This is a genomic window from Streptomyces sp. NPDC002889 (assembly GCF_042888425.1).
Taxonomy (GTDB): domain Bacteria; phylum Actinomycetota; class Actinomycetes; order Streptomycetales; family Streptomycetaceae; genus Streptomyces.
The window spans coordinates 71321-84671 of record NZ_JBIAPT010000002.1 but is presented as its reverse complement, the minus strand read 5'-3'; the positions used below and the strand labels follow the sequence as shown (position 1 = coordinate 84671).

12 protein-coding genes are annotated in these 13351 nt (G+C 71.9%); 2 read left to right on the top strand and 10 right to left on the bottom strand.

Annotated features, from left to right (window positions below; all coding sequences use genetic code 11):
• Window positions 1–8 precede the first annotated feature (8 nt).
• The gene (locus ACFYWI_RS03205) at window positions 9–1115 is read right to left on the bottom strand and encodes an NAD(P)-dependent oxidoreductase (protein ID WP_389224599.1); all 1107 of its coding nucleotides are present in this window, start codon (window positions 1113–1115) and stop codon (window positions 9–11) included.
• Here ACFYWI_RS03205 and ACFYWI_RS03200 point away from each other — a divergent pair.
• Entirely contained in the window at window positions 1005–2021 is a 1017-nt protein-coding gene (locus tag ACFYWI_RS03200; protein WP_389224597.1) for a helix-turn-helix domain-containing protein, read from the top strand. The genes ACFYWI_RS03205 and ACFYWI_RS03200 overlap by 111 nt on opposite strands.
• Here the strand turns inward: ACFYWI_RS03200 and ACFYWI_RS03195 are convergent.
• Window positions 1987–3273, bottom strand: coding sequence for a geranylgeranyl reductase family protein (locus ACFYWI_RS03195; RefSeq protein WP_389224594.1), 1287 nt, complete (start codon window positions 3271–3273; stop codon window positions 1987–1989). The genes ACFYWI_RS03200 and ACFYWI_RS03195 overlap by 35 nt on opposite strands.
• Window positions 3274–3370: 97 nt before the next feature.
• Between ACFYWI_RS03195 and ACFYWI_RS03190 the strand changes: the two genes are divergently transcribed.
• The gene (locus ACFYWI_RS03190; protein WP_389224592.1) at window positions 3371–3889 is read left to right on the top strand and encodes a GNAT family N-acetyltransferase; all 519 of its coding nucleotides are present in this window, start codon (window positions 3371–3373) and stop codon (window positions 3887–3889) included.
• Here ACFYWI_RS03190 and ACFYWI_RS03185 read toward each other — a convergent pair.
• The 8 genes from ACFYWI_RS03185 to mqnC form a co-directional block, all read right to left on the bottom strand.
• Window positions 3876–6608 carry a zinc-ribbon domain-containing protein gene (locus ACFYWI_RS03185; RefSeq protein WP_389224590.1) on the bottom strand — a complete coding sequence of 911 codons (2733 nt, stop codon included), beginning with the start codon at window positions 6606–6608 and terminating at the stop codon, window positions 3876–3878. The two genes, ACFYWI_RS03190 and ACFYWI_RS03185, sit on opposite strands and share 14 nt — an antisense overlap.
• Window positions 6609–6727: 119 nt before the next feature.
• Complete coding sequence (locus tag ACFYWI_RS03180) at window positions 6728–7639, bottom strand: glutaminase (RefSeq protein ID WP_389225205.1); 912 nt, start codon at window positions 7637–7639, stop codon at window positions 6728–6730.
• A gap of 32 nt (window positions 7640–7671) precedes the next feature.
• Complete coding sequence (locus ACFYWI_RS03175; RefSeq protein WP_389224588.1) at window positions 7672–8367, bottom strand: demethylmenaquinone methyltransferase; 696 nt, start codon at window positions 8365–8367, stop codon at window positions 7672–7674.
• A gap of 121 nt (window positions 8368–8488) precedes the next feature.
• Window positions 8489–9133, bottom strand: coding sequence for a hypothetical protein (locus tag ACFYWI_RS03170; protein ID WP_389224586.1), 645 nt, complete (start codon window positions 9131–9133; stop codon window positions 8489–8491).
• Window positions 9130–9849 (bottom strand): hypothetical protein, encoded by a 720-nt coding sequence (locus ACFYWI_RS03165; RefSeq protein WP_389224584.1) that lies wholly within the window; start codon window positions 9847–9849, stop codon window positions 9130–9132. Before ACFYWI_RS03165 ends, ACFYWI_RS03170 begins: the two co-directional genes overlap by 4 nt.
• Window positions 9846–11330 carry a hypothetical protein gene (locus ACFYWI_RS03160; RefSeq protein ID WP_389224582.1) on the bottom strand — a complete coding sequence of 495 codons (1485 nt, stop codon included), beginning with the start codon at window positions 11328–11330 and terminating at the stop codon, window positions 9846–9848. The genes ACFYWI_RS03165 and ACFYWI_RS03160 overlap by 4 nt, the downstream gene beginning before the upstream one ends.
• A gap of 148 nt (window positions 11331–11478) precedes the next feature.
• Window positions 11479–12120: a hypothetical protein gene (locus ACFYWI_RS03155; protein WP_389224580.1), complete on the bottom strand. Its 642-nt coding sequence runs from the start codon at window positions 12118–12120 to the stop codon at window positions 11479–11481.
• Between the two features lie 7 nt (window positions 12121–12127).
• On the bottom strand, window positions 12128–13342 hold the full coding sequence (mqnC, locus tag ACFYWI_RS03150) for a cyclic dehypoxanthinyl futalosine synthase (protein WP_389224578.1): 1215 nt from the start codon (window positions 13340–13342) through the stop codon (window positions 12128–12130).
• Window positions 13343–13351: the final 9 nt, after the last annotated feature.

The window sequence follows — 13351 nt, the reverse complement described above, 5'->3', positions numbered from 1 at the left end:
CCGGGGCCTCAGGCCTTGCGGAAGGCCTCGATCAGCCGGGCGTAGCTGTCGGTGCCGTAGCCCGCCGCGGAGGCCTTCGCCATCAGCTCACGGTGCAGTTCCGGCAGGCGCACGTCGACGCCTCGGTCACGCGACGCCTCCAGCAGGTGCTCCACCGCGGCCAGCTGGACGTCGATCGTCGCGTCGTCGCCCGGGTAGTGGCCCGCGTCGATCTGGGCCGCGTACGTGTCCATGAAGCCGCTGACCGCGGTCAGCCAGCGGACCGCCAGCGGCGTGAAGGCGGCCGCGGGCACACCGTCCGCTCCGACCAGAGCCGTGGCCTGCAGCCAGCCGCCGAACACCGACCACATCAGGCCGAGCAGACCCGTGTCGTACAGCGAGGCGAGCCCGGCGTCCGCGCCCAGGTCGATGGGGTCGCCCAGGGCCCTCAGCGTCTCCCGGTGCGCGGCGAACGCGTCCGGCGATCCGCTGTAGAGGATCATGCTCGCCGGATTGCCGACGCCTGGCGGCGTGGACATGATGCCGCCGTCCAGATACGCGAAGCCGTTGCGATCGCCCCAGGCGGCGCTCTCGCGGGCCTGCTCCGGCGAGCCCGACGTCAGATTGACCAGGGTGCGGCCGGCCAGTTCCGCCGTCACCGGGTCGAGGAGTTCGTGTGCGGCAGCGTGGTCGAGGACACAGACCACCACCACCTCGCTCGCCGCGACAGCCTCCGTGACCGACCCGGCCCGCACCGCGCCCCGCTCCACCAGGGCGTCCGCCTTGCCCGGCGTTCGGTTCCAGACCGTCGTCGGATGCCCGGCGGCCAGGAACGCCCCCGCAAGCGCCGCCCCCATCTGTCCCAGCCCCACGACAGAGACCTTTTCATGACTCATGCTCACAAACTCCTCATCTGCCCTGTCGGCGTCCTTCTCGGTACGAGAACAACCCTCACAGCGGGCCGAAGCGGCCGACAGTGGCAGGACTGCCTCCTTCCGCAAAATTCCTGCCGTAGCCTCGGCAGCATGAGCGCAGGAGTCGTCGCCGTCGCCGTCGTACCCGATCCGCGAGGCGGTCTCTCCCTGTGGGACATGTACGAACTCACCATCGCCTGCACGGTGTTCGGCATCCCGCACCCCGACCTCGCCGACCCCTGGTACGAGCTGAGGCTGTGCGGCAGCCCCGCCGCCGCGCCCGGGTCCGCGTTCGCCGTCCGTACGGACCATGGCCTCGACGCCCTCGCCGGCGCCGACACCGTGATCGTGCCCTCCGTGCCCGAGGCATGCGTCGACGCGGACGCGCCCATACCCGCCGAGCTCGTCGACGCCCTGCGCGCCGCCGCCGCGGCCGGGTCCCGGATGGTCTCGCTGTGCACCGGCGCCTTCGCGCTCGCCGCCGCCGGGCTGCTCGACGGCCGCAGGGCCACCGCCCACTGGCAGCACACCCGCGAACTCGCCGCCCGCCACCCGGAGGTCGTCGTGGACGACTCGGTCCTCTACACCGACGAACGCACCGGCGACGGCCATGTCCTGACCAGTGCGGGCGCGACCGCCGCGCTCGACCTGTGTCTGCATCTGGTCCGCCAGGACCTCGGCGCCAAGGTCGCGAACCAGCTCGCCCGCCGACTCGTCGTACCGTCCCATCGCAGCGGCGGCCAGGCCCAGTTCATCGAGCACCCGGTGCCCAGCGCCCCCGACGACGACGGCCTGGGGCACGTGCTCCAGTGGGCCGGCGAGCGTCTGAGCCGTCCGCTGACCGTCGAGGAACTGGCACGCCGGGCCCGAATGAGCCCGCGCACCTTCTTCCGCCGTCTGCAGGCGGCCACCGGCACCACGCCCCTGCAGTGGCTCCTGCACCAGCGGCTCGCACTCGCCCAGTCACTGCTGGAGAGCACCGATCTGCCCGTCGAGATCATCGGCGAGCGCAGCGGGCTGGGCAGCGCGGCCAATCTGCGCCACCACTTCACCCGCGCCTTCGGGGTCTCCCCCAGCGGCTACCGCCGGGCGTTCACGCCTTCGGGGCCACCTTCGACAGACCGTTGATGATGCGGTCCATCGCGTCGCCGCCCGTCGGGTCGGTGAGGTTGGCCAGCATCTTCAGCGTGAACTTCATCAGCAGCGGATGTGTCAGACCGCGCTGTGTCGCGATCTTCATGACCTTCGGGTTGCCGATCAGCTTCACAAAGGCTCGACCGAGCGTGTAGTAGCCGCCGTAGGTGTCCTTGAGGACCTTCGGGTAGCGGTGCAGGGCCAGTTCGCGCTGGGCCGGGGTCTGCCGGGCAGTCGCCTGGACGATGACATCGGCGGCGATCTGCCCGGACTCCATCGCGTACGCGATGCCCTCGCCGTTGAACGGGTTGACCAGGCCGCCCGCATCCCCGACCAGCAGCAGGCCCTTGGTGTAGTGCGGCTGCCGGTTGAAGGCCATCGGAAGGGCCGCCCCGCGGATCGGGCCCGTCATGTTCTCGTCGGTGTAGCCCCAGTCCTGGGGCATCGAGGCGCACCAGGCCTTGAGCACCTCACGCCAGTCCAGCTCCTTGAACGAGGCGGAGGTGTTGAGCACGCCGAGGCCCACGTTCGAGGTGCCGTCGCCCATGCCGAAGATCCAGCCGTAGCCGGGCAGCAGCCGGTCCTCGCCGGGACCGCGCCGGTCCCACAGCTCCAGCCAGGACTCCAGGTAGTCGTCGTCGTGACGGGGCGAGGTGAAGTACGTCCGTACGGCAACGCCCATCGGGCGGTCCTCGCGCCGGTGCAGGCCCATGGCGAGCGAGATCCGGGAGGAGTTTCCGTCGGCGGCGACGACGAGGGGGGCGTGGAAGGTGACCGGGGTCTTCTCCTCGCCGAGCTTGGCGTGCACGCCGGTGATCCGGCCGGTGCGGTCGTCGATGACCGGCGCGCCCACATTGCAGCGCTCGTACAGCCGCGCGCCCGCCTTCTGCGCCTGCCGGGCCAGCTGTTCGTCGAAGTCGTCGCGCTTGCGGACCAGGCCGTAGTCCGGGTACGAGGCGAGATCCGGCCAGTCGAGCTGGAGCCGTACACCGCCGCCGATGATGCGCAGGCCCTTGTTGCGCAGCCAGCCGGCCTCTTCCGAGATGTCGATGCCCATCGCGACCAGCTGCTTGGTGGCGCGCGGGGTCAGTCCGTCGCCGCAGACCTTCTCGCGGGGGAACGCGGTCTTCTCGAGGAGCAGGACGTCGAGTCCCGCCTTGGCGAGGTAGTACGCGGTCGTGGAGCCGGCCGGGCCCGCCCCGACGACGATCACATCGGCAGTGTGCTCCGTGAGGGGTTCGGTCACGGCGGGTTCTCCCGAAGACTCGATATTGCGTACCGAACGGCACAGGACATGTGCAGTCTATGGGGCGTACTGATCAACCGAACGAAGGGCTCCGTCCATGAGCAGCAGTCCGCTCCCCGCCGTTCAGCTGCGTGTGCCCACCGATGAGGACGCCCTGGCGTGGCACCGGGCCTTCGCCGACCCGGACGTCATGGAGTTCCACGGGGGTTCTCCGGCGGAGCTGTCCGTGTACGAGGAGTTGACCGCCCGGCAGCGGATGCACGACGCCGAGCGCGGTTTCTGCCTGTGGACGATTCTCGACGAGGACGGCGAGGTCCTCGGCTTCACCGGAGCACAGCCATGGCCGCACAAGGACTTCGGGCCTGCCGGCGAGATCGAGATCGGCTGGCGGCTGGCACGGTCGGCGTGGGGCCGGGGGTACGCGACGGCCGCCGCCCGCACCGCGCTGGAGCGGGTACGGGCGGCGGGGGTCGAGCGGGTGGTGGCGATGGTGGACGCCCGCAACGAGCGGTCCATCGCCCTGACGCGACGGCTCGGCATGGAGCTCGCCGAGACCTTCACGACGCTGTCCGAGCGGCAGGGGTACTGCTTCCGCCTGGACCTCAGTCGATCCTGAAGGTCTCGACGGCGGTGGAGAACACCACGTCCTTGTCGGCGTCCCACTGGTCCGCGCGGCCGGCGGCGAGGATCGCGTACTCCGTGCCGTCGGCCGCGACGAACGCCTGGTCGATGACATGCCGCTCAAGGTCGCCCTCGTCCGGCTCGGGGACATGGACGAACTCCCAGAGCGCTCCCGGCCGGCCCTGGTAGGTGTTCTGGGTCAGCTGCTTGCGCTCGTACCTGGTCCGAGGGGTCTCCAGGTGCTTCTTCTCCAGTCCCAGGAAGTTCTCGTACGAGGTCATGGGGGTGTTCTTGATGACGCCGATCTGGAGGTACGCGCCGCCCGTCGGAGCCTCGTAGAAGACCTGGCTGCCCGCCTGCCGGCGGCTCCAGCCCTCCATCACACCGACGGTGAACCCGGCCGGGTCCTGCTTGAGCACCATGCCGGCGGGGAGGGTGCCGTCGCCCGCCGGGGTGGAGGACGCATCCGCCGACGCGCTCGCCGACGGGGTAGGGGAGGCGGCGGCGGAGGACCGGGACGGTGCCGGGGATGCGGAGGCCCGGGGCGTGCCGCCGGACTTCTGGGACTGCTGCGCCGCGGGCGCCCTGTCGTCCTTGTTCTTCAGAACGAGTACACCCGCCGTCGCGCCGCCACCGATGACGAACGCCGCGGTGAGGGTGGCCGTCCAGATCAGGACCTTCCGCCTGCGCTCGGCGCGGGCGCCGGTGTCGACGTCGGTGTCGGCGTCGGGGCGGGAGATGGCCGAGGCCGCGCCGAGCTGCACGGTGTAGGGCGCGTACCCGCCCTGCGGCCCGCCGGGCGCCTGGGGGTGAGGAATGTACGGCACGGGCACGGGGCCGCTGTCGGGCGACGGGGCGCGTGCCTCCGGCCCGGCGGCCGGCGCCGTGGACGCACCGGCGGACCTGTCCGGCGGAACAAGGGACGCCGAGACCTGCCCGGGCACGAACCCCGCGGCGGGCCGCCCGGCTGCGTCGTGCCCCGCCACCGCCCCGGGAGCAGGAGGCGCCCCCGCGGACGCGTCCGGCAACGTGAGCGGACCGGCGGGCCCCCCGCCTGCGGCAGACCCGATGGGCGGCCCGGCGGGCTGCAGCCCCTTGGACGATCCGTGCGCGGCAGGCGCCTCCGGCGACGCCGCGGGTGCCGGGACCACCCCGGGTGCGGCCGGGGCGGGGTGCGCCGCGAACGGGGCCGCGGGCATGGGCTGCGCGGCGGGCGACCACGTACCGCCCGGGTCGTACCCCGGCAGCGGCACGACGGCCGGCTGCCGGCCCACCATCCGCAGGACGTACGGGCCGAGGAACGTCGCCCCGCCCACCCACAGCAGCCCGAACAGCAGCGCCTCCGCGACGTCGGGGGCAAGTTCGGACGTGCCCGTGGCGCCGAACTCACTGCCGCCGCCTTCGGCCGAGATTCCGCTGAGTCCAGCGCCCAGCAGGATCAGTCCCAGGGCGAACACCCCCGCCTGCACCTGATCGCGCCGGTCGGGCGAGCGGCGGGCCGCGAACACCCCGAGGATCAGCGCGCAGAGCAGGCCGAGGACCAGCGCCCAGACCACCGCACCGTCGCCCCACACGTCCGCGATCTCGCCGAGTCCGATGCTGCCGTGCCCCGTGCTGGGGCCGAGCAGGCCGAACTGACCGCCGACGTCGTAGTCGACGGGCGCGCCCCAGCTCACCCCGAGCACCGCGAAGCCGATGTTCGGCAGGAGGGGCAGGGCGATCAGCAGCGCCTGGCCGTCCACTTCGTCCACGTTGGCGTACAGGATGAATCCGGTCAGCGAGCACAGCGCCAGCACCACACCGAGCGCGCGCACCGCCGTGCCCAGGGCGCGAACCGCCGACAGGGCGGCCGGCCGCTGCGCCAGCCACGCGGCGAGCTGGTCGCGCTGCAGCACGCCCGAGCTCACCGCGAGCGAGAGGGCCAGCGCGCCGAGCGCGGCGAGCAGCGGTGCCGAGGAGAAGCTGATTCCCTCGACCTCGGGCTGGGCGAACAGCCCGAGGAGCAGCACCTCGCCGGCGAACAGCAGGGACATCCGTACGGCGGCCTCGAGACCTTCGGCGCGCCTGCGCAGCATCCGGGCGCCCACGAGCAGAGCGACCATGACCAGCACGGTCACCGTCATCGGCACCACGGAGAACGACGCCATGCCCTGGCCGATGGAGTCCGTACCGGAGCCGGAGTAGCGGTCGCCGTCGGAATAGCCGCCCGAGTAGCCACCCGAGTAGTCACCCCGTTCGTAGGGCGAAGGGCTGCCCACAGCCTTCACTTCGACGCCGCCGCCCACGCCCTGCAGCAGCAGCGCGAGAGCGATCCGCAGCCGGTCGCTCCAGCCGACGACGACCTCGTCCTCCTGCCCGTAGGACGGAATGGCGAGCAGCGCCGCGAGCACCAGCAGCAGCCCGGCCGGCCACATCGTCGCCTTCGCCGCTGCCGGCCAGCCACCACGGAGGACGCGGCCGATGAACTCCCCGACGGGGGAGGGCTGTACGGGACCCGGCGCATACGCGGGCGGCGCGGCGGGAGGCGCACCGAGCGCCGGCACCGGCGGTGCCGCCGACGGCAGGGCGGGGGCAGGAGCGGGGGCGGCCGTAGCGGCAGCTGGCGGAGGGGCAGGAGGCAGCACGGGCTCGGGCAGTCGCTCCCGCCCGCATTTCATGCAGTAGCGCGCCTCATCCGGGGATGGGTTGCCGCAGTGCGGGCAGTACGACGCCATGGGGAGACTCCGAAGTGGCTGGCGGGGACAACGAGATAAGGAAGTCGTAAACAACTGACTCATCTTCCCCGCCCACCGGTTCCCGTCAACTCACTTACCCCGCAAGGGAAGTGAGCGGGTCAGAACACCGACTGACCGGTCAGCGTCGTGAAGCGGTCCAGCGCCGCCACCCCCACCACCGAGTTCCCCCGCGCGTCGAGACCTGGGCTCCATACGCACAGGGTGCAGCGCCCCGGCACCACCGCCACGATTCCGCCGCCCACCCCGCTCTTGCCCGGCAGCCCGACCCGGTAGGCGAAGTCACCGGCCGCGTCGTACGTACCGCAGGTGAGCATCACGGCGTTGATCTGCTTGGCCTCGCTGCGGGTGAGCAGCCGGGAGCCGTCGGCGCGCAGCCCGTGCCGGGCCAGGAACCGGGCCGCGAGCGTCAGATCGGCGCAGCTCATCTCGATCGAGCACTGCCAGAAGTAGTGGTCGAGGAGGGTCGGCACGGGGTTGACGATGTTGCCGTACGAGGCCATGAAGTGGGCCAGGGCGGCATTGCGGTCTCCGGCCGCGGACTCCGACTCGGCGACCTTCGGGTCGAACGTCAGCTCCGGATTGCCGCTCTCCTGCCGCAGGAACTCAAGGAGTTCGCTGCTCGCGTCACCGGTCAGGGACTGAAGCGCGTCGGTGACGACGAGCGCGCCGGCGTTGATGAACGGGTTGCGCGGGATGCCGTGCTCGTACTCCAGCTGCACCAGCGAGTTGAAGGGGTTGCCGGATGGCTCCCGGCCCACGCGCTCCCAGAGGCTGTCCCCGCCGCTGGCGAGGGCCAGCGCGAGGGTGAAGACCTTGGTGATCGACTGGGTGGAGAACGGGCGCTGCCAGTCCCCGACCCCGTGCACAGTGCCGTTCAGGTCCGCGATGGCCATGCCGAAACGGTGCCGGTCGACGGATGCGAGGGCCGGGATGTACTCGGCGGGCGTTCCGCTGCCGACGAGCGGTGCGACGTCGGCGGCGATCTCCTCCAGGACGCCCTGATAGTCCACGGCCACCGCCGAGTGCTCCACGGCGGGCCGCCCTAGAGCGGCTTGGTGCCGCGGTGCAGCGCCACCACGCCGCCCGTCAGATTGCGCCAGGCGACCTTGGACCAGCCGGCCTGCTGGAGCCGCCCGGCCAGAGCGGCCTGATCGGGCCAGCTCCGGATGGACTCGGCGAGATAGACGTACGCATCCGGGTTGGACGACACGGCCCGCGCGACCGGCGGCAGCGCCCGCATCAGGTACTCCTCGTACACGACCCGGAACGGAACCCACGTCGGGTGCGAGAACTCGCAGATCACCACCCGGCCGCCGGGCTTGGTCACCCGGTACAGCTCGCGCAGCGCCGCGTCCGTGTCCTGCACGTTGCGCAGCCCGAAGGAGATCGTCACGGCGTCGAAGACGTCGTCGCGGAACGGCAGCCTGGTCGCGTCGCCGGCGGTGAGCGGCAGCCACGGGTTGCGCTTCTTGCCCTCGCGCAGCATCCCGAGCGAGAAGTCGCACGGCACGACGTAGGCGCCGGTCGCGGTGAAGGGCAGCGAGGACGTGCCGGTGCCGGCCGCAAGGTCGAGGACCTTCTGCGCCGGGCGGGCGTCCACCGCCTTGGCGACCTCCTTGCGCCACCGCCGGTCCTGGCCGAGCGAGAGCACGTCGTTGGTGAGGTCGTAGTTCGCCGCCACGTCGTCGAACATCGAGGCGACTTCGTGCGGCTGCTTGTCCAGGGTTGCTCGGGTCACGTACCCCATTCAAGCAGCACGCCCGTCGGCCGGACGGCACGCCCCGCAGCGGCGCAGCACGCCGTGGTGATCACCATGGACGCCTCGTGACGCAGTGTCCGCGCATCCCGACCGCCCGCTGCTACTTCCACACCCTTCTCCTCAGGCGGACGACGTACGCGAAAAGGCCCAGCATCACGGCGATGACCGTGGCGGCGACGGCGAGCGCGGCCCAGCCGGGCATCGTGCCCTCGCGGTCGTCCTCGTCGTCGTTCCAGCCGTTCTCCTCCTCGTACTGCTCCTCGGCCGTATCGGAGACGACCGCGTCCACGAACCGCGGCAGGGAGACGTCGAGGGGGGTGTCGTAGTCGCCGAGCAGCTCGGCGGTGGCCGCGTCGCGGTCGACGCCGTACTCCTGGGAGACCGGCCGATCACCGTCCTCGCTCGCGATCACATAAACGCCGTCGCGGCGCAGCCGGTCGTGCACGAAGGACAGCAGGATCTCGGGATCGCCCTCGTACGGGTCCCGGGAGTCGTAGTTGCTGCGGGCGACCACGACGAAGACCGGCACCGTGGAGTCACGGATCTGCTTGCGCATGCGCTGTCGCACGGACGCATCGAGCTGCCCCGCGCTGTCCGGGTCGACGTACACCGGGTCCTGGGCCAACCGGTCGGCGATCATGCGGGCGCGGTCGGGCTGTTCCGCGGCTGCGGCGGGCGCCGCGCCCGCGAGGACGGCGAGCAGCGCGAGGAACACTGCCGTGGGCGCCCGGCGTGCGGCGGTCATCGGACCCCCTCCAGCCGGGCGTCGAGTTCGGCCGCGGCCCGCCGGGCCGACCGGGTCGGGGTGGGACGGCGGCGAACGAGCCGGACCACCAGCAGCACCAGCGGCCGCAGCACATACGCGCCCACCAGGGCGCCCAGGATCAGCGCCGCCGCAATCCTGCCCCAGTGGTCCGCGGACAGCCGGTCGTCGGGATGTTCACTCGCGGCGTCGCCGTCGTCGGCAGCCGGGTCGTTCCAGGTGGTCGGGCCGCTGAGCTTGCCGGGCGGCCCATCGGCGAGCCGGTCGGCGGCCCGCGCGTAGTCGAGCGTGAGATCGCGGATGGCGGCACTGTCGCGCTCGCACTGCTGCGGGATCTCCGGCGGGTTCTTCTTCGGCAGTGTCTGGGTGTTGACGGCGAAACAGCCGTCGTCCATCACCAGGAGGTACGCGCCGTTCCTTCCGGTCCGGCGGGCGAGGGACCGGATGCGGGGGTCGTTGATGTAGCCCTGGGGTACGCCGGGAAGCACCGCGAGATATACGGGGGCCTCGAGCTTCCTCAGCCCTTCCTCGACCTTAGTACGGTCCTCGGGCGTGAGGAGATGGCCGAGGTCGGGGTCGACGTACACGGGCCGCTCGCGCAGCGCGGCGGCGGCGCGCTCGACCGGGTCGTACGGGGCGGATGCGCCGACACCCAGGAGTGCGGCCGCAACGAGCAGCAGCGCTGCCGTCCTCCTCATGAGCGGGCCTCCCCGTCGCGGCCGGTGCCGGCTGCGGCGCCCGCATCGGTACCGGGCCCGGCAACCCGGTCGGTGCCGGTGCGGTCCTCCGGCTCCTCGTCCGGCTCCTCGTCGGCGAACTCGTCCGCCCACCTCCCCAGGAAGTCGATCACGTCTTCCGGCGACCAGTCGGGCGAGGTCGCCCCGTAGCCGGTGACCGACCACATCGGGTTCGTCTCGTCGGACTCGTGGTACGGCCGCATCCCCGCCTCCGTTGCCACCAGCAGCGGATCGGGTCCGTGCTCGGCGCACGCGGGGCAGACCGCGATGTCGGTGACCTCGCCGTCGCCGCGGGTCCACGGGGTGCGCGCGGTCCCGCGCTCGTGCAACGGATTGTGGTAGCAGGGCGGTTCGGCAGTCAGGGGTACTCCGTCACGCTGCGCGGCCAGCGCCCGCATGCCGATCCTGCTCACCTCGATCGCGGCGACAAGGTCGGGCAGATCGGCGCCCTGGACAAGCGACAGCCGCTCCTCCCACCAGGCGAGACCGTGCTCGGCGACGACCTCGGGATCGGGCTCGTGGACGGGCGGAAGGGCACAGATCACCAGGTCGTCAGCGAGATCCCAGGCGTCGTCGGCCACTGAGCCCGCCATCTTCAGCCCGGCCGCCTCCGCCGTCACCACCGCGTCCCTCAGGGCGTCCGTGCGACGCTTTGCCAGGTCGTACAGCGTGTCGTACGAGTGGTCGGGAACATCCGGGGCGGAACTCCAGTCGACGTCGGGCAGCGGCTGTGGCTGCCGCTGCGGGGTGCGCCTGCGCCTCGGCCACAGCGGCACGTCCGTGAAACGGTGCAGCAGCGTGAGCACGCCCACCCCGACCGCACCGGCCGAACCGGCCCACAGGGCGGCCTGCGCCGCGCGGTACTCGGGCCCCCGGTAAGCCACGTCGTCGATGACCGCGGCCTTGCTGCGCGGCACTTGACCGGTGCGCAGCCCGTCCAGCGCGAGGACCGCGACATCGGCGAGCGAGGCGCTCTCGTCGGCGGCCCGGTCCTCCACCCGGTTCTCCACGCTCGCGGCGCTCGCGCCGGGCGGCTTCACCCCGTACTGGCGCAGCCGGGCCCGCCCGTCCTCGGAGACATGGACGTACACGCCGTCCTTGCCGAGCCGGTCGTGCAGCAGCGCGAGATACGCGATGCCGAACTCCCCGCTGCCGTCGCCCTCCCACACCGGGCTGACGGAGACGTAGACGGAGGTGCCGGCCGCCTTCAGCTTCTGTGCCGCCGCGCGTATGCGCTCGATGTCCTTGGGGCCCATGGCGCCGGGGTCGAGGTGCGGGCTGATGTGGACGGGGTCCTCGCGCAGGGCGTCCGCGGCGATGTCGGCGCGGGTGGGCGCCGGCTCGGCGGCGTGGGCGACACCAGCGGTCCCGGCGAGTCCGGCGACCCCGGCCGCCATGAGCAGGCCGAGGGCAACACCTGCCACCCGTATCGCGTATGCCACACCAGACCCTCCCGTCCTGTCGGCGACGCCCACCCTAGCGCCGCGCCCATCGGGCCGAACCGGCAAGGCACTTGGCGGGCGGACGGGCGGCGGGGGTCGCGAGGCCGCCCGTCGGCCGTTCCCTCGCCTGTCGGCCGACCGCCCGGGTTCACCGCCGTCGGTACACCAGCCGGCCGTCCAGGACCGTCGCGACGCAGCTGCGCGCGCCGTGCAACCGCAGTGCTCGGGCGGGGATGTCGTCCATCGGCACGTCGAAGACCGCGAAGTCCGCGGGGGCGCCGACCGTGAGGTCCCCCCCGATCAGGGCGCTGAGCGGAAAGAGGGCGAACGGGTCGAGCGAGAGCGTCTCGCCCTCCCCGCCCAGGCGTGGTCGGCTCACCCGCAGTCCCGACCGCGCCACCGCCGTCCGTACCGCGTCCCGGTCGAACGGCCCGGAGAGCGCGGTCACTCCGTGCCGCAGCATCCGCTGCAGCCCGCGCCGGGCACTCGCGCCCCAGCGCGTGTCGTCCATCGCGAGCGCCGCCAGTGCCTCGCCGGTCAGCGGCTCGGTGCCGAGCTCGTCGGCCTCGCGCGCATCGGGGTGATAGGCCGCCTCCAGCAACGCGACAGCCTGCGGATGGAGCAGACCCGGCATCAGCAGCCCCGGCCAGCGCCGCACCCGCGCCCGAGGACGGGCGGCGACCAGCTCCTCGTACGAGCCGATGGCGATGATCAGCCCGCCGTCCACGGCGACGGCCTGCGCCTCGGGGCGGCGGACGAAGACCCGGTCCGCGGCGTGAATCGTCAGCAACGCGGCCTCAGTTGGAGGCGAGCAGCTTCAGCTCGGGGTGCGCTGTGCCGCCCGCGATCGCCGTGGACGAGATGTGCGAGGCCACGCGGTCGTCGACGGGGTCGTTCGCCGGGTCGTCGTGCACGACGATGTGCTCGTACGTCGTGGTGCGCTGCGCCGGGACGCGGCCCGACTTACGGATCAGGTCGATGATCTCCTGGCGGTTGGAGCGGTGCTTGGCACCGGCCGAGGAGACGACGTTCTCCTCCAGCATGATCGAGCCCAGGTCGTCGGCGCCGTAGTGCAGCGACAGCTGGCCGACCTCCTTGCCGGTGGTCAGCCAGGAGCCCTGGATGTGGGCGACGTTGTCGAAGAAGAGCCGGGCGATCGCGATCATCCGCAGATACTCGAAGATCGTGGCCTGCGTACGGCCCTTGAGGTGATTGTTCTCCGGCTGGTACGTGTACGGGATGAAGGCCCGGAAGCCACCCGTCCGGTCCTGTACGTCGCGGATCATCCGCATGTGCTCGATACGCTCGGCGTTGGTCTCGCCCGTGCCCATCAGCATGGTGGAGGTGGACTCCACACCCAGGCCGTGGGCGATCTCCATGATCTCCAGCCACCGCTCGCCGGACTCCTTGAGCGGGGCGATCGCCTTGCGCGGCCGCTCCGGCAACAGCTCGGCGCCGGCGCCCGCGAACGAGTCGAGACCGGCCGCGTGGATCCGGGAGATCGCCTCCTCGACGGGGACGCCGGAGATCCGGGCCATGTGCTCGACCTCGGACGCGCCCAGCGAGTGGATCACCAGCTGCGGGAAGTCCTTCTTGATGGCGGCGAAGTGCTTCTCGTAGTACTCGACGCCGTAGTCCGGGTGGTGGCCGCCCTGGAACATGATCTGCGTCCCGCCGAGCTCGACGGTCTCGGCGCACCGGCGCAGGATGTCGTCCAGGTCGCGCGTCCAGCCCTTGGCCGTGTCCTTCGGCGGCGCGTAGAAGGCACAGAACTTGCACGCCGTGACACACACGTTGGTGTAGTTGATGTTGCGCTCGATGATGTACGTCGCGATGTGCTCCGTACCCGCGTACCGCCGCCGCCGTACGGCGTCCGCCGCCGCGCCCAGTGCGTGCAGCGGCGCGGAGCGGTACAGCTCGAGCGCTTCCTCGGGCGTGATCCGCCCGCCTTCGGCGGCACGGTCCAGGACGGCTGCGACATCAGAAGTCGTAAGGTCGGCCTTCTCGGTCACCGGGCGTCA